The organism is Mariniflexile fucanivorans, assembly GCF_004341235.1.
Taxonomy (GTDB): Bacteria; Bacteroidota; Bacteroidia; order Flavobacteriales; family Flavobacteriaceae; genus Mariniflexile; species Mariniflexile fucanivorans.
On record NZ_SLUP01000002.1, the window covers coordinates 434,713 to 453,497 of the forward strand.

The 18,785-nt window shown below is 32.2% G+C and carries 10 protein-coding genes and 1 pseudogene; all 11 read right to left on the bottom strand.

Annotation, left to right across the window (positions count from 1 at the left end):
* The gene (gene pglZ, locus EV196_RS05475) at positions 1–2,559 is read right to left on the bottom strand and encodes a BREX-1 system phosphatase PglZ type A (RefSeq protein ID WP_132215839.1); all 2,559 of its coding nucleotides are present in this window, start codon (positions 2,557–2,559) and stop codon (positions 1–3) included.
* Between the two features lies 1 nt (position 2,560).
* Positions 2,561–4,417 (bottom strand): DUF262 domain-containing protein, encoded by a 1,857-nt coding sequence (locus EV196_RS05480; RefSeq protein ID WP_132215842.1) that lies wholly within the window; start codon positions 4,415–4,417, stop codon positions 2,561–2,563.
* A gap of 12 nt (positions 4,418–4,429) precedes the next feature.
* Entirely contained in the window at positions 4,430–8,323 is a 3,894-nt protein-coding gene (pglX, locus tag EV196_RS05485) for a BREX-1 system adenine-specific DNA-methyltransferase PglX (protein WP_132215844.1), read from the bottom strand.
* A 1-nt stretch (position 8,324) separates the two neighbouring features.
* Positions 8,325–11,834 (bottom strand): BREX system P-loop protein BrxC, encoded by a 3,510-nt coding sequence (gene brxC, locus EV196_RS05490; protein WP_132215847.1) that lies wholly within the window; start codon positions 11,832–11,834, stop codon positions 8,325–8,327.
* Positions 11,835–11,851: 17 nt separating this feature from the next.
* The gene (locus tag EV196_RS05495; RefSeq protein ID WP_132215850.1) at positions 11,852–12,451 is read right to left on the bottom strand and encodes a BREX protein BrxB domain-containing protein; all 600 of its coding nucleotides are present in this window, start codon (positions 12,449–12,451) and stop codon (positions 11,852–11,854) included.
* Between the two features lie 6 nt (positions 12,452–12,457).
* Entirely contained in the window at positions 12,458–13,072 is a 615-nt protein-coding gene (locus tag EV196_RS05500) for a BrxA family protein (RefSeq protein ID WP_165876107.1), read from the bottom strand.
* A gap of 11 nt (positions 13,073–13,083) precedes the next feature.
* Positions 13,084–14,343: a DUF2130 domain-containing protein gene (locus EV196_RS05505; protein WP_317128009.1), complete on the bottom strand. Its 1,260-nt coding sequence runs from the start codon at positions 14,341–14,343 to the stop codon at positions 13,084–13,086.
* A gap of 58 nt (positions 14,344–14,401) precedes the next feature.
* Positions 14,402–15,403 carry a helix-turn-helix transcriptional regulator gene (locus tag EV196_RS05510; RefSeq protein WP_132215856.1) on the bottom strand — a complete coding sequence of 334 codons (1,002 nt, stop codon included), beginning with the start codon at positions 15,401–15,403 and terminating at the stop codon, positions 14,402–14,404.
* Positions 15,404–15,882: 479 nt separating this feature from the next.
* Positions 15,883–17,085, bottom strand: a complete 1,203-nt coding sequence (locus EV196_RS05515; RefSeq protein ID WP_132215859.1) for a site-specific integrase — start codon at positions 17,083–17,085, stop codon at positions 15,883–15,885.
* Between the two features lie 356 nt (positions 17,086–17,441).
* A pseudogene (locus EV196_RS05520) lies at positions 17,442–18,431 on the bottom strand (ISAon1 family transposase).
* Positions 18,418–18,768: an ISAon1 family transposase N-terminal region protein gene (locus EV196_RS05525; protein WP_132215862.1), complete on the bottom strand. Its 351-nt coding sequence runs from the start codon at positions 18,766–18,768 to the stop codon at positions 18,418–18,420. Before EV196_RS05525 ends, EV196_RS05520 begins: the two are co-directional and overlap by 14 nt.
* Positions 18,769–18,785 lie beyond the last annotated feature (17 nt).

The window sequence follows — 18,785 nt, forward strand, 5'->3', positions numbered from 1 at the left end:
TTAAAATTCATCTTTTTCCATTAATGTATTCACTTTAATTAAATCATTTGTGCCTAATGGATTTAATCTTGATTTGTCATCTTTATGGAAGCCTTTGAGGTAACAAAAGCTTGCATTAGATCCTAATGTATTCAATGACAATATGATTTCGAAAATGCGTTCTTTGGGGTTGCCAGATGTAGAATTGAAATGCACTTCTACTTCTTTTGAATATAAATCTCCTTTTTCGGAATATAATGCAAATAGCACATCTGCACTTTTCAATTCATTGTCTACTGGTTGATCTTGTAATAAGGTAATCTTAATACTTCCTGATGCTATTCTATCGTTTTGATCTATTCGGTTAAAGGTTACTAAATCACTTTTCTCTTTTTTAGTATCCTTATAAAACTTAACCACAGGAACCAATAACTCTTGTAAACTTGCACCACCATGAACAAATTGTACTCCTATATTGCCTTGTTTTCTATATCTGTTAATTGCTCTTGGAATCGCTATTTTTAAATCTGTATCTATATTTGTTGTGTTTTTCATTTCTAGACCATAGCCATCCAATTCCCCTTCAAAATCATCTGCAACAACAAAGCGTGAATGATCTCTACTGTAACCTATAGGTTTTGGTAATTGTTCTCTACTTGATTCAGTAAGTGTTGTATTATTATATAGAAATCCATGGTCCGACGTTACTAAAACATGATAGACATTCCAACCATAAATTTTCATGATTAGATTCTTAATGTCTTCTATGGCTTTAGCAGAAACATTAAAAGTTTCGTGCTCCGTTCTTCTAGTATCACCAATGGAATCCATCCAATCATGATATATATAAAGTACTCTATTATCTTTAAAAAAGTCCCGTCCTTCATCTCGACTAAGTTTCATAGCTTGTGAATAGTCTAAACAAGCACTTTTAGGTTCACTGTTTTGTAATATTTTAGCTCTGTTTGTGCTTATTGTGGATTTACCATCAATTTTGAACACCAAATCTTTATCTCCTTTTTCAACACTTATGCCTTTATTTGGCAATAAATTAGACATTCCTAAATTGGTATAGGATGGTAAGGAAGCTAAATAAGGTTCAATTTCCACCAAATTCTTACTATCTGCCATTAGCTCATCATACAATTCGTAACCCAATTCATATCTAAATGCATCCGAAATTATAACCACAACTTTAGCACTAAAATCTTGCAAGTAGTTTTTATGAAAATCAAATTGTTTAGGAACTTTAATATCGTGAAAATTAAAGTTTGTCTCTTGTAATATTTTCTGCCACTCTGTATTTAATTCAATTAAGAACCGATCATACTTTCCATTAATATCATTAAATACCGGAATAGCCTTATCCTCAAATTCAAAGAGTTTATCTCTCACACTATCGAAAGCTAAAGTTGCTTTTCTATAATGCAAATCGACTTTATATAATTCATTTTTATAGGCATCTATATAGTCCTCTGGTGTATTAAACTTAAACGATTTAAATGCATTGAGAACTTCTAATATGGATGCGACGTGGTATATAAATACGAATTGTAATTTTAATCGATCTTCTAAAATATCAGATCGTTTCCACTTAATGCTTTTGTCTTTAGTTTCTAAATACTGCGTCAATACAGTATCGTATAATCCATTAAGGATGGCATCTAACATCTCCTCTGAATAATAACCATATTCCTGTTCTACACCATACCAATCTAATAAGTTTGATGTATTAATATCTCTTGCCAACGTATTAAAAACTTCATTTATAGCTCCTTTACTATTAGGACTAGCTTGCCAATCCTGAAAAAAAGATTGTAATTTATTGATGTCTGCAGTACGCTCTAATTTTAGTTTTGAATAGCTATCGGATGGTACAGGTTTACTTATAAATGCAACTAAAACATTATATTTTAACTTATTTACAATTTCTATTAGTGCTTCATAATTAAGCTGACGATACTCAGTATCTAGCAAATTATTAAACCACAGCAACACCATCTCATCCAACTCTAATTCTCTTAGGTTTTTAATGGTCTTATCTAACTTTTTCTCATCTGTAGCGATTTCCAATAGTCTTGACATACAACTATTCTTGTCTGTTACAGAATGATAATTTAAAGTAATCGCTATTAATCCTAGTTTTAGATTATCCGTAGAGAAATGATCTGGATCAAGAATTTTAGCTAATTGTTTTTGAGTCCTCTTTAATTTTAATTGTTTGATATACTGTTTAACAAGTGGTAAATGAATCTCATTTAATCTGTAATCTGATAAGAACTCTGAAGCATCATCTAAACGTAATTCTGTATTGGCTTTTAGTAAACCCAAGAATGGATACTTTTTAATTTTTGAAGGCGAAGGCTTTGCAAACGGATGGTATAAAAACACAAACTCTTTTGTCCACTCAAATTCTAATTTATATTTTAACTCAAAATAATTATTTGAAACTTCAACCACTTTAATTCCAGCATCTTCAATAGCTTTTAACTCTTCTTTAAACGAACCATCTTCATCAAAATAAAAAATGATGTTGCGTTTTTGCTGTTTTAATATGTTCTGTATTTTTTCTACAATCATTCTATTGCTGTACTTGTTCTATTTCTAAATTTAACACCTTCAATAATTCCGATTTCATTAATTCTTTTCTTTTCTCATAAAACAACTCGAAATTAATAAAATCAAATTCTGTATTAGGAATGAAATTATCTTTAGAAAATTTTATAGAATCCGCAACATTCTTTCTGCCATTAGAGTCATCTCCTTCAAACCAATCTTTAAAATGAGTAGCGTTTTTAGCTGAATTTTCCCTGCCTTCCATTAATTGAAGATTAGGAATGGTATCCTTTATATGTTGCCAATCTTCCCATTTCTCTTCAACAATGCCATAATCTCTCAATTTTGCATTTCTAAATCTGGAATCTGGATGAATATGATCTTGATGAAAATGTACTTGGTTAAATCTTAAATTCGGATACAATAAAGACAATACTAAAAAGGAGTTTGCTCCTTTTTTATAACCCATATAATCTTCAATATCTTCTTCTGAAATTTTAAGCGTTTTGTTTGCCGGTAATTTTAAAGTTAAAAACTCATTAATCGGAAATGTATTTTGTTTTAATTGATATGTCTTTTCTTTAGTCTCCTCATTTACTAATTCTTTTCTTAAAGCATTGCGGAAACTTGAAATCACCTGGTCTCCTTGACCACCATATACATTTTTTAGCAAGGCATATAATAAATACTTTTTAATAGCTTGTTTGGAAGTTTCACTACTATCACCACCTTTCATAAAATGATAAGCAATAACTATGACAGCATTTTGGGATGTTAATACTGAGCCATTAAAACCAAAAGACTCCAAAAGGTCTACTGTTTTGATAAGCGCCGATTTTATTTTATCCCAATTATCCTTTACTAATTGAACATTTTTAGATTTAAAGGAATTGACTTTAAACAATACTGGAAGGTCTGATAAGACCAAACAGCTACGCATTAAAAAATCGTTATTAAACCAAAAGCCATCGCCTTTTGAATTGAGGTCTTTTAAAAATGCTTCAATCTCATCACGTCCATCTTCCCAAGTGGCAACAATGGTTGAAAACAGCAAATCTGTTTTAGAAAGTATGGTACCACCACTATTCACACGAATAAAGATTTTCAATATATCATCCAAATCATCTTTAGTTACTTTAAAGTAGTTTATTAATTGTTCTTCACAAACACGCTTGTGTAAATCGCGCAGCCCTTTTTTAATAAATCTCTTTTTGGTATTAAACGCATTGGTTTGACTTTCATCTGAACATTCTCCTTTTAACGCTTCGTAGATTTCATCTATTTCTGGATCATCGCTCCAACGCAGTACATTACCTACTTTAAACCAAAAACTTTTTTTCCAAACTCCTTCTTCATTTTTACTACTTATTTGTTTTGCTTCTTCTTGTGTTAAAAACTTAAACTCAAAGTCTATTTCTTGTTTAATATCTATATCGTTCTCTTCAGTGATGTAATAGGGAAGCGTTAACAAATTTAAATACAAGGCAGTTTCTGGGTAGGCATAATCTTGTAGGCTTCTGTGATATTTTAAACGTTCTCTGTGTGTGCCTTGTAAGCCTAAATACATAGAACTTAAGCGTTGTTGTCCATCTAAAACGCCAATGATTTCAGGATGTAAAAAATTACCAGATTTACGTTCGTTATTAGGTTTGCGCTCATCGTATTTTTTTAAAAAATTATAGAACACATACTCATATGCTTTTTCTGATTTTAATTCCCAAAACAGGAAAGAACCAATCGGGAAATTGCGCATTAAAGAATCGAACAAATATTCTATTTTATGCTTTGGCCAAACAAATTTGCGCTGTATAGCTGGTAAAAAGGCTTTTTCAAACTCAATGTCTTCAACCGCTTGTTTTATAGTTTTACTATGGTAACTCATTTTTTATTTTAATTAAATCTTGGCCACTGCCCCTTCAAATTTTGCATAATTAACATCTACACCATCATCTAGATCAATTTCTATTTGTTGGTTGGCTAGTGTTTTTAGTACCTCGTTATAATCGCGACATTCTAACTCCCAGTCGCGTAACAATTCTAAACGTTTTTGTTGTTCTCTGTTTAGGCTATCTTCTTCTTGAGCGAGTTTATCTATCTCGCTTTTAATGAATTCTTGGTGTGGGTACAAATAGTTGCGTTGTATTTGCTGTACTGTATATTTATCCATGCGATGCATATACACTAATACTTTAAAAGCGGCGTTTTGTGGCTTTTTTACATTGCTGCTAAACAACCAATAAATAGGTTTCTTTTTATACATGCTGGTATGATAACCCCAAAATTTTTCTGTGAGCCATTTGTGTAAGTCCATACCTAGAGCCTCACGTAAAAAGTTGATATTCTCAGTTAAAGCATTTTCGCCCCAAATAGTTAATAATAAATCTTCGGTACGCACTAACACATCATCTGGGAAGGCACAATCCTCTCCCATCAATGGGACAATGCCATCATCATCTATGGTTAAGGTTCTTGAGATTGCTTCATTCTTCGCAATGATGGCGTACGATGCTAACTCTTGTTCTGTTGGGTTTGGGTGCGCAATGTTAAGCCCCGGTTTGTCTAAACGGTAACGCCCTAAAAAGACACCTATAGCATAACTTATAAATTGGCTTAACACCTCTGTTTTATTAATAGGCAAACTAATAGCGGCTGCACCTTTTTTTCTAAAGGTAGGCTCTAAAGCCTCAAGGTCTTTACCACTCAATTCTTCTTGTAAAATGGTAATATCTTTTAAAGAGACTTCAGGTGTAAGCTCATCAAGCAAACCATAAATGTCTATAAAAATACGGTTGAGTTCTTCCTCATTGGCGTGCAATTGAAAAAAGTCTTGAGTAACACGATCTTGCCAGTTCTGGTAGGCTTGTTTTAAAGTGTTGCCCCCATTTACTAAAGGCGATTGTTTAAAATCCCAAGAAGTTTCTCGGGAATCCCAATCTTTTTTTGAAATTTCTATAAAACTAAAATCTTTATAAATTGACTTATTTAAATATGGTGCCTTCTGAATAATACCAGCACTATAATTAACCGTAGGATTTAAGATAGAAAAAATATGTACACTTAATTTAGAGTTCAAAGAATAAAGTAAATGATTCAATTCTTTTTCATTTTCGAAACCAAACACACCACCTGCGGCATTTGAAATCATAGAAATATCTTCAATGAATCTAAACGATATCTTACCAGCAGAAATTACAGACCATGAAATTCCAGATTTGAAGTACAAATGAGTATTAAAAACTCTCCTAGACCAATGAGTTGTTTTGGGATCTTTCGGATTATTTGTAACCCAATGCTTGATTTCTTCACCATCATTTTTCCAATTCACCACATATTCAAGATTTCCATACCATTTCCTATAATCTCCTCCTTTTTGAAACAAGTACCATTTTTTAGATTTATCGAATGGCTTTTTTTTAGCAATAGAATCTAATGATACTTCCCAATGAAATCTTAAAAATCTTGTATTATCTGAAGTTGATAAACCACTACCAATTTCAAAACTATCTTTGAGACTATTATCACTGATTATATTTCTAATATTCTCACTCACCCAGTATGAAATTGGACTTCCGGGGATTTTAGCGAATTTGGTTTGTGGGATGTTTGGGTATACCAGTTTTTGCCCAGTTTCAGTGCCTTCTTCAGGTATTATGGTAATTCCATCATCACCTCTATATTGATTGAAATTGTATTTATAATCTGCTTGTCCATTGCTGTATAAAAAGAGTTTCTCTATATCTTCATATAAAATATGTTGAAAATTGCGTTCGTGTAGCCTAAAGTAGCTACCAACTGCATTATTACTCGCAGTCTTTTTCATGGCAAATGCTACCGAGCCAAAATCGATTCCAAATATACCTCTTCCCATATGTAAAAGACTATCAAAAGTATATTGTGAGATATAGCGTGTTCTTATTATTTCAAAAGAGGACAAAAACAACCAAGAAGGTAAATTTATAAGTGCAAATCTTGAATCATCTGCAGTTAAATTTGGAATGACCTCCATAAAAATAGTCATTAAATCACTCTTAGTTTCAGGATAGTGTTTGTTTACATAGTTCTTCAACTCTGTATTCATACTCTTTTGCCCCATGTATGGTGGGTTTGCTACTACAGCCTTATACTGGTTTGCCAATACCAAAAACACGTCTAAAAAGGGTTTTAATATGTTAAAGATACTGGTTTCTTCAATAGTAAGTTCTGCAACGCTTTCTTTTAATAACCAGTTATGGTACTGTTCTTTAATATGTGTATAAACTTCTGTACTGATGTTTAGTTTAATAGCAGAGCCTAAATTTTTACCTTGGCGTAATAGGTTAATGGCATAAAAGAACTCGCTATAATTGTGTGGTTTTTCAAAGTCGCCCCAAAATAATTCTAGCTCTTGGGAATAATCAGTCGAGATTGCTTCATCACAATGTAATTCTAATAAATCAATTATGGCTTCGTTTAATACCTCCCCTTTTTTAAAGGTTACTTTTTTAGTTTTGCTTTTGCCCTTTTTAGTTTCTTCCCATTCTATGCTAATAGGTTCTGCCAATTTCATACCTAACAAATCGTGCCAATTGCTTTGGCTCTTGCTATAATAGGTTTGCGTAAACAAGTTGCCCAAAGTATCTTCTGGGAAACTGTAAATATGCGGCATAATAGAGTCTTCTAAAATTGATGCATCGTATTGTGCCGCTTTTAGTAAGACTGCAAAACGAGCCAATTGCATGGCACGATCATCTATATCTAGGCCATATAAGTTATGCTGCAATATGTTTTGCACAGACTTTTCTGCATTGTAGCCTGCTTCTCTGTACATTTTAAATAGTAGCTCGAAGCCTGTAACTAGGATATGTCCGGAACCGGATGCTGGGTCTATTAGGGTGAGTTGTGTGAGGTCTTTGATGAGAGATTGCTTCGCTTCACTCGCAATGACGTTGTCAGATTCGTTTTGTACCAAATATTTCATTTGATCTCGCAAGTCGGAATCTGGTTCGAAATCTAGGTAGATTTTCCCCACCGTGTTTTCTACCATATATTTTACAATCCATTTGGGTGTAAAAATTTGGGTAGCTGCAGGAATGTCTTCTGCTCTTGCTTTTATATTCTTTTTAAACCCTTTAAAAACTTCATCTTTTTTATCGGAAATATAAAATTGATACAACCAACCAATGAGTTCTACTTCTTTAAAATCTTCGTCAATAATAGCATCGCTATTAATTAGGTCTAAAAGTCCATCAATTTTTAATACATTTTGCGGGAATAGGATTTCGGTATAATCATCTATTCGTCCAAAAATATCATGCAAAAGTGTATTGGTATGACATAAGTTGGTGATAAGTAATGCAAATGCCTCTTCGTCTTTATCCTCCTTTAGAAATTCAATTAAAAGTTCTTTTTCAGCAGGCTTGGTAATGTTATGCTCGCCGCGTTTAGCATTTTGCACAATTAGTGGTGTACGAGAGCCTTCTGTATACCCTAATTGTTTTGGAATGTAGCCATTGGCTTCCAAGATTTTTATAGCCATTAAACGGTTAAACCATGTATAAGCTGCTTCTTCTACTACATCCTTAACGTCTTGTTTATTTTTAAGTTTTGCCTTTAATTTATTCCATTTAGGTGGCACAGAAATATCTGTATATGGATTGGCTCTAAAAATATAACCTCCTTGGGTAGTTTGTAAGCTTTCTGTATTTGTACCATCTTTTTGAAAACCCCAATATTTTAAGCGTTGTAAAATACCATCAAGCAATAATAAGCGCGCTTCTTTGGCAAAAGATTTTATGTTGTTTGTGTTCATGTTAGCTTAAATATATTTTTTTGTTTTTAGCTAATTTTACCATTAAGCGTTCTCTTAATTTGGTAATGTATTCGTCCAACTGTTCTGGTGTCTCAATGGTTGTTGGTGGCATTTCTGCAGCCAATGACACATCGATACTAGTGGTGTATTCTTTACCGGATTTTTTGGCTTCTGCTTTGGCTTTAAAGTCTATAAGTTTTTTAAAATTTTCAGATCTGAAATCGGAGGCTTTTAATTGGTAAATTTCTAGTTGCGATATTTCATGTTCCTTATGTATTTTATTTAATACATGGTCGGCATCTGCTGTTAAATTGGCTTCTGTTATACCTAACTCATTTTTCTTTAAAAGGATTTCACTAAAAATAGCTTCATAAGTTTGGATAACATCAGTTTTTAGAAATTTAATTTTTTCATTGATAGCATCGTATAATTCTTTATAGCCTTTTTTCATTTGGGGTAACTTATCCCACGGCTCTTGATCGTTTTTAACGAAGTCTTTTAATTGATCTGCCACCACTTGAGCAGTTTCATCTAAAGCTGATAAGTTGTTTTTGTTATCTGCAATAAAACCAACCAGTTTTTCATACGACTTAAAATTATAATCAATAAATTCCTCAATATATTTGAATGTGTCTCTGGATTCTTTAAGGTTTTCTTTTTGAGCTATAACCTGTTCAACTACTTTTTCTAGATTTCTCTCATTATACAACTCACCTAAAGATTTATGATATTTTTTAAGATGTATAGCAAAAGGATAGACTTCATATTCCTCTTTCATACGATTTAGAGTGGTAAGCTGAGGCTCTAACTTACTTTTAAATGAAGAAACGGCTTCCTTAAAATCTGTGGTACTTGAAGGCACCATGGTTTCGGCAAAAATCTCATCGTTTACAGTTTTGATAAACTTAATAACCTCATCTTTCGAGTGCTCCTTTTCCTTATGAATCGTTACTGCATCTCTTTCTCGGGAGTTTAGTACTTTATCTGCATAGAGTTCAAGCGTAATTTCCTCGTTACGCCATTCGAAACGTCTATAACCCTTTTTAGCAAGTTGCAACAATACATCTAAAGTTGATATATCTTTCCAGCCATAAGGTGCTTTTTCAAATTGCTTAACAATATCTCCAACTACAGGACCTTCACCACTTAGGCTTAATTTATTGTTTACTTCATCCTCTGCCGGAGTTAATTCTGTAGAGGTTTTTGTTTGTCTTATTTTTGCATGTGCGAGTAATTCACTATTTGAAGAGGCATAAGCATTTGCTAATGAATTTTTTCTATAAACTGCCTGCATATGGTACTTGACCATTTCCTCAAATCTAAGAGCAGGCGTACTACCCGTTATTTCATTGGCTTGAATAACTTGATTACTTGAGATAAAAGCGGTATCCATAAACTTTTTTTCGAAGCGCAATTTTATTTCGCCTAACAATAGTTTATTCGTTTCTCTAAAATTGACTAAGGTTTCTGCTCTTGACCCTGTAGCAGCCGAAAAATTTCGACTAATGTATTTTTGGGTTCTCACATAATCGGATACTTTTGCAGCCAAATCCTTATCATTCTTAAACCAATCATGTATACCAATAATCATATCTTGAGAAGCAGTAGCGTGTGCTAATTGATCCAAATCAGTGCCATCATAAATTGAAAACCTTAGGTTAAAATCGCCTCTAGAGCTAACTTCTTTATCATCTATGTTAAGAGCTATCTTAAAATTCCTATTACCCAAAGGCACACTTGGGTTTGGTTTCACCACTTTTTGAATCACATCATCATAGAGATACGTTAAACGATCTTCATTGGTTATAGGTGAATTTTTTATAAGTTGAGCAACTTCAATTTCGTCCTCTTTTAAGAAACGATACTTTCCTTCTGAAATTTGAATTATATTTTTAGAGACCAAAACGTTTAATACAGCTTCTACTTTTTTCTGCATTTCTAATTTTGGTGTATCCACCGCATCCATAATCAACAACGAAATGTTTTCAATGGTTGAAGGGAAATTTACGCTTTGAATATCCCCTAAATTAGAAACCATAAATAACACATTGACTACACGACGTGCAAACGGATCATTTTTAACATCATCAATGTTGTACGCTTTATCTAATATCCCTCTGGCGTGATGCGTAAGGTTCTTTTCTAATTGCTCATTAAAAAATAGATCAAATGGCACAAAATATCCAATGTTTTCATCTTTACATAAGTTAGCCGTAAAATGAGTGATTCCTAAAATGGCACGTTCGGTATTTTTCACGCCTTCACCCACATAACCGACATTACTAAAGGATTCAAATACATCTGACACCAAACGGAATTGATAGGGCACAAACGGATAGGTTAGAAAGAAATCTTCTTTATTGGAATAATTCTCATACAGGTCATGATCAAACACAAATTGGTTTTCAATAGCACCTTTAAAATCTTTGTAGTAATCGTTTAACTGACCTATACCCTCTGACTTTTTTGACAAGATTCTTCTTTTTGTAATATAAGCTGCATCCTGACTTTCTAATGAAATCATGGTTTCAAAACGCCCTAATATTTTCCCGAAATCTTCACCCTTATTATCGGTATTGTTGATTAAGTTAGATAAATCTTGTTGGGCTGTACATACCATCCAAACTTGTGTGCCAATTTGAGATCCAATTTCCTCTACGATTGTTTGTAAATTGAGTAATAGCGCTGTATTTGAGCCTATATATTGAGACACCTCATCTAATAGAAATAATAATCTATAATTATCATCCTTTGTTGCAAGGAACTCTTTAATTTCTTTTATAAAAGCCTCAATAGTATAATCTTGGTTTTTATCTTGAATACTAGCTTTAATTGACTCTTTATCAATGTCTGTATCAAACTCTTTAGCAATTTCAATAACTTTGTCTAAATACATTCTTGTAAAACGTATTTGATTGCCGTCCCAATTTTCATTAAACGACGATTTAATTTTATCCTTAAACGCCTGAAATTGACCTTTTTCATCTAATGGTTTTTCAAGATATAATGCTAAAGCAATGTTGGTATTGTTATAACCTCTATGCTCATTCAATTTTTTATATAGCACTCGAGTTATTCTTTCCTTTTCATCTTTATTATCCGCTACCGCATCGATATTAAACATGATTTCATCAATCTGTAATTTCTTTAAAGATGTTTTTAAACTCGTTATTTGAGATGGGCTTGGTTCATCTAATGGATCCAATCGCTTTATAGAATCTTCAAATCGTTGTATTGCTTGATCATTAAATTTGTGATTTAAGCAATAGAATAAGTATTTGATAAAATGAGATTTACCACTTCCATAATAACCACTAATCCAAACACCTGTTTTACCTTCTTTTTTAGTTGCAACGGCATTTAAAAACTTATATACATTTTTAGTAATACCTGGTGTAAACTCGTATTCATTAATCTCCTGATCAATGTAATACTCCTCCATTTCACTAACCACAACCGCAGGATTAATTCTTCTGGTAATATCTTTATCGTATAACTTTTCAATACTCATAGTGATGCTATTTTATATTATTCTCCTAATTGGTTGTTTAAATGATTAGCTCTGTACAAATTATCGTCGTTTAATTCATTGAACATGCTATAATTGGAATTTTCATAGGTTCCTGGATAAAACACAATCACCTTAAATTCCTTAATTAATTTTTCTGTTTTCTTTAAAAAATCTGAAGCTCTCAAATATGGAAAAGCAGTACCAAATCCATAAATAATCAAAAACACACGCTTCTCATTTTTTTCTTTGAAGTGATCTTTTATTTTTTCCTCGAAATACTCGTAAAAACCATTATCAACCTCATCTAAAACCCAATTAAGAGCATCTTCGTAATCTTCTTTCTCTTTTTCTAATATTGAATCGAATATGGTTGATCCAGAAAAAGAATCAGCCTTTAAATAATTTATCAGTTCTTCATAAATATTTATAACCAAACAATCTAAATAATGATTAGGCCTCTTAAGCTTGTTTGTTAATTGAACTATTTGATCTCTAATCTCATATTCTAGTTCAGGCTTATAGGTATAGATGTAAGCCGGAAAAAATAAATTCCCAGTCCTAGGCTCCTGAAAGCCCTTGTCACTCATTAAGTCATAAATTTTATCTGCGCTATTCATTTCTTATCAAAGTTGTTTTAATTCGTGATCTTTAAGAAATATGGCTTTTAAAAACCAAGTGTCTCCATTTTTTATTATGGCTTTTAATATGGATTCATCAAAATCCATTTTTTTTAATTGCCCTTTTTGAATCAAACCCAATTGTTTTAACATTTTTATAGCAACTTGACTCAATTTATTTCTAGTGTTTTCCGTAATATCCATTAGTTCATTATGCTTACCCATTTTTTTATAAATAAAATTCTGGAAGTCATCAGAATCCAAATCAAGATCAATATTATTCCATTTATATAAAACAACTTCTAACATAAAATCCGCTAATAAATCATATAACTTACAAGCTGCATAAAACAGAATTAGTTTTTTATTGGACTCATCAGAAATTGCAAATAATTCAATGAAACTACTATCATTTAAAGCTCGAAGTCTTTTTTCTAACTCTTGCTTAATACGCTTTCTTGAAGCTTCTGCATTATGAGGTAAAAACTCTTGTTTAAGTTCTTCATTTCCTAACAAAAACTCTTTAATATCATCAATAGCATTGATTACAAATGGCGCTTCTTTATACAGAAGTGCACCACTTGTAAATCCCGTACTATATTTTTTTAATTCGTTAGTCAAATCTTGTTTATTTACTGAATTAATATTTGGTCTTCAGTTTCCAACTCCAAAGCTTTGATGGATTGAACCGCGTTTCCAGCTATGCCTTTTATAGAGCCATACATACCGACTGTATTATTAATTACCTTTTCAATTTGTTTTTCTCTTTGAGTCCATATACGTTTCATTGAATTTTTTTCAGAATTGAGATCGTTTTGCATTTGCGTAAATCCTTCTACAATGCCTTCAATTTGAAGCTTAAACTCATTGCTAGTTAGAAAATCATACAACATGGCCATTTTGTCCCCTCGATTCTCTTGGGATACGATGGCATTGCTTATTTGAATCACCGATTGACGCAAAACAGCACTTAAACCCTTAAATTCTTCATAAGTGCAAATCCAGATGCCATCTCTCATTCCCATGCGCTCCATATCCGAAGGCATGACCTCTGTAACCAAAACTCCAATATGGGCTTTCTTTTCTCTAATATCATTTTTAAACTTTTCAATCCATGCTGACTGGAAAGCTTTAGTACGCTTACTTTCATAATAGATTTTACCACAGTTTTGTTGTTCTCTGGTGTTAACTATTTGAAGACAGTCAGCTCCATTGGCTCCTTTTTTAACTTCATCTATTACATCTAAAGGAAAGTTTTGTGCCAGCCATTCCTCCATAGCTAACTCTTGCACCTCCCCTTGCAATTGCATAGACCCCTGCTCATGTTTACGTTGCATCTCTTCCATGAGTTTTTTCTGATCGGCTAACTTTTTCTCAAACTCTTTTATTTTTAATTCATTAGCCTCATCTGATGCTTTCTTAATTTTTTCCTTCTCTTGAGATAAGGTAAGATTAAGCTCTGCTTGTAACTGAGCAGACAAACTATCTTTTAACTCATCTTTTTCTCGCTTCAATTTTTCAATTTCAGCCTTACTCTTGTTAAGTTCTTTAAGTTTTTCAGATTTCTCATTCAACTCTTTATTAAGTATATCAAACTGTTCTGAATTTTCTTCTTGCAGCTTTAATTTCATTTTTGCTTCTTCAGCAATAAGACTTTCCTTCAACTTTTTATTTAGCACCTCCTGAAAATGAGCAACATCCTGTTTCTTTTTCGCTTCAAAAGCCTCTTTTTCTTGAACAAATTGAACCTCCTTTGCTTTCAAAGCTTTTTTAGAAGCAACTTCTTTGGCTAGAAATTCTTTACGAATAGCATCTTCCAATTGATGTGTCAAAATATCGTTAACATCAATTAATTCATTACATTTTGGACAGGTGATTTGCGTATTCATCATTATTTAATTTTAAAGTTCGATACAAACATCAAACTAAAGCATGCAATGCATCTGCATACTAATAAATTTCATTCATTAAACGTATTTTTTCTTTTAATTCACTTCTAACTTCAACTGGCGAAACCACTTCAACATCTTCACCAAAGGACAATATTAGTTGGTATAACTCTGGATTGGGCATCACTTCTATTTGTACTGTTAATCCTGATTTATCTGACTTATCTAACTTCTGCGTACCGTGTAATGGCTTGGTTAACACGTAATTAATTCGTTTCTCCAAAAATTTAAGTTTCACTATTTCCAACATACCTCCAACGGGCTTTGTTACGCCAATTATATCATCGAAATAATCAATCCAATTTATGGATGATTCTTGAAAACTATTTGAGGTTTCCCGTAAACTATTAATTCGATCTAAAGGATAATTAGATAAATCTTTATACTTTTCATTATAACAAAACAAAAACCATCTATTATTATGTTGTTTTAAATGATACGGGTGTACATGCAACACTTCGGCGTCTTTATTGTAGGGCTGATATTCAATCTCAATAACATGTCTTTTTATAATCTGATTAAAAAGTATTCCAATAAATTCACGTCCTTTTAAATCTTGATTTTCCTGATAACTTATCGCTCCATTATCTCCACTTTTAACCAAATTAAATGCTAATTCCATTCTAGGGATTAACTCTTCCAACCAGTTAAATTCTTCTCTATATTTGTATCTGGATAGAATAGCCAATGTAGTCTCTAATTGTTCGGAATCGTTTTGGTTTAAGGGATGATTTGCTAAAGAAAAATTTCGGTCTTTATATCTAAAAATGCGCTTCTTTAAGAGTTTAAGGTTCTCATCAAGTTCGATGTTGTATCCTTCATTAGATTTCATATGCGCAATATCATATTGTAATTGCCGCAATTGTATACCTTCTGTCCCTAAATCATATAATTTATTATTAACCTCTTCAAGTAAATCTTCATATACAAATTCTCTGCTAAAATTACTAAAGCATCTGTCTAGAATTGTATAACGGATTTGAGCGTGCCTATTCGTTGACATTAATAAAAAACGATTAAATATTGAGCTATTTTTAATTCTTTAAGGGAAAATAAAAGTAATGAACTTTTCTTGATAAGAACCAAATAAACATCAGTTTTTTCATCTATTTTTTAATATGCACTTGTACTGCATATTAACCCGACATATTTGCTTAAAATTAAAGAAATAATGAAACAATATTCAGCCGTTAGCATCAAGGATGCAAAAAACGGCAAGACAATACCACCCTCGGCAGAAAAAAGTGAACAAAGTTAAATTATCAATATCTCATTGTATTTTATTTGTTTAAAGCCGTAAATGATCTGGTTCAAATTATCCGGTTTTAATGTTCTCATCATCCGTCCCATCCTGTTACGCCTTTGCTATCATATAAATTTGGGTGAAAGATGTACAATTGTTATGTGTAGTTTAAATTGAAAAGAAGGTCGGCATTTGTACCTGATACCTTCATAAAAAAACAACTTTTCTATGATTTTAAGCTAAAAATTAATAACCTTATCAAGTGCTTCATCGGTATCCTTTTGAAGAAAATTGGATTGATACATTATGGTGGTTGTAACCGAAGAATGTCTGTATAACCTCTGTAACATTTGAATAGGAATTTTGTCGCCAGAAATATTCCCGAAACTATGACGTGCAATATGCATACTCATTTTCTTGTCTATGCCGGCCTTTTCCGCAATTAGCTCCAACCTTCTATTAAAATTCCTTGTTGCAGTTTTTATTCTGGTTCGTAAAAATCTATTATCATTAATATCCACCCCTTCCAACTCCTTAAATAAAAATACTGAATCATCATTTCTTTCCAATTTATTTAAAATTTTAAAAACTTTATCAGGTACTTTTAAAGATACTAGTTTACTGTTTTTGTCCATTCTATAATATAAACGGTCATCTATAAAATCTTTCCATTTTAATTGGAGCACATCACTTACTCGAATTCCTGCAAAATAAAAACTTAATAACCATGCAGACAAGGCGTATTCTTGGGCTTTTGTTAGATCTTCAACATTTTCTAAAGCGGTTATTTCTGCCATATTTAAACCAATCTTTTGGGTTTCAGGAAACTTTATCGGGTATTTACCTTTTCCAAAAGGATATAACTTGACATCCGCTGAACAATTTGTTATTGCCAAGTTAAAAACGGTTCTAATGGTAATCATGTAATTTATAACTGTGCGTCTAGAAAGATTACGCTTACTGAGCAAAAAGTTCTCAAATTCCATAATTAATTCAATATTTATTTCAGTAAAAAACAGTTTATCCTTTTTAAGAAATTCTTTAAAAACTTCCACTCGCCTAGTTTCAATATCCAATTGGTGAAATTTCTTCCTGTTTTCAATATTTTTCAAATAAGCTTTCGCAACTTTAAAAAAATCACTTTCATTATTTGAAACCATTTGTTTCTTTATCTTTTTTGAAGAAAGGTGTTCTTCTTTTATTTCAGCGTTTAACAAACTTTTATTCGCTTTGGATAATTTACTAATAATAAGTTGATTGATTTCTAAATAATCTGGATGGGAATTTTTTACACGACCATTTTTAGAATCCCATTGATTCAATTTAATTGCCTGCCCCAAATAAAGATATGAAGGTTTTCTATCTTTAATGATCCTTATCGATATAGGATGCAGATTTTTTGAATTCGGTCTTTTGACCAAAAAAGGAGATACGGAAGACATAACTGGTCGATTTTAAATCAATGTACAATTCTTGAAATTAAAGCTCTGCTAAAACATAGCTAAAACATTATATGATATCAAACGCCATCATTTAACATCATAGAATATTGAAAGCGCTTTAAATTATTGATTTTAAAGGTATTTGTATTAAAACGAGATACAACGCTCTCAATTCATAACCCGGAGGTCGGGGGATCGTGCCCCCCTCTCGCTACAAGGCAAACCCATTGACAAACAGGTACTTAAAACCTTTGTCAATGGGTTATTTTTTTGATATATTGCATACCGCATACAGTACCGCATACGAAGGATCAAGGGATCAAGGGATCAAGACCAAAAGTTGTGGGATTTTATAATTAGGCATAAATATTTGTAAGTCTAAAAAGGAAGAATTCAATATTTCTTACGCCTCTGAGCTGGGCTCTAAAGGCTTTTATTTTGGCATTAAAAGATTCAGCCGATGCGTTTGTGCTTCTATTGTCAAAATAGTTGAGTATATTTTAATAGTGCAAAGAGATAGTTCTTGCAATAGTATTGAAACTTTTAAACCCAGCTTGTCTTACTTTTTCATCCCATTTAGCGAGTCTTATTAGTGCTTTGGTTTTATCTTTTGTTTGGTTATATATCCAAGATAAGTTTTGACATAATTTGTATGCTTTTTCTATATCTGGGTATCTTTCAAAAAGTATTTTAGCTCTATCCGATTGATGTTGAGTCCATTTATTTGCTGATTTATAGAGTAAAAATCGGCTTCTTGCTAATAGTTGCCTTAGGGTATCACCATTTGGCAGAAGTTCAGGTTTATAATTTAACGAGTCCTTTTTCGCGTTTTCCATGGCATCATTTTCGGCATCTATAGCGTCCCAACGATGTTTAATTCTTATTTCTTGCAATGCATCTAATGATAATTTTTGAACGTGGAAACGGTCTATAACCAATGTTGCGCTTGGGAATGATTTTTTAACAATTAATCCCATGTTACCTGCCATGTCTAAGGTTACTTCTTTAACCTTTTTTCTTTGTTTTAATGGAATTTTGTGTAGTATTTTAGTAACAGTTTCTGCTTTAGTTCCTTTAACCATTAGCACTAAAGCTCCTTTTTTGCCTTTAGCCTTTTTATTGGTTAGTATGGTATATAAATCACCATTGGAAAAGGCGGTTTCGTCAATTGAAATATATGCTCCAATATTCTCTGGAAATAATAACCAGTCTTTAGCATGTGACTTTTGGTCCCAGTTATTAAAATCACTCAAATAATCTTTATACTGTCTTTGTAAATTCCTGGGATTTACCCCATAAAAGTTAGCGACAACACTTGTGCTGGAAGCATTATTAGTAACTGATATCTTTTAAAAAAGTAGCAAATTCACTTGTAATTCTAGTGCCTTTTGCTACTAATTGCCAATCTCTGGTTACTATTTCCTTGGAAGCTTCATTAAACCAACGTCTCCTTATAATATGTAGAAAAACATTCTTGCCACGTATAGGGAAATCTTGAACAGTAGCTTCAGCAAAGAAGCCCTTAGAACTTAATTTAAGCGCTTTAAATTCTTCTGGAATATTATTTAATTCTGTGAAATAGAAATGAAGTGCTCCGTGCTTAATCTCATGTTTAGTTAGTTTAAAATAATCAACAAGGACTTCTGGTAATAATAATTTAGAAATATCTATGGGTGTAGTCAAAATATCAATAATTTAAA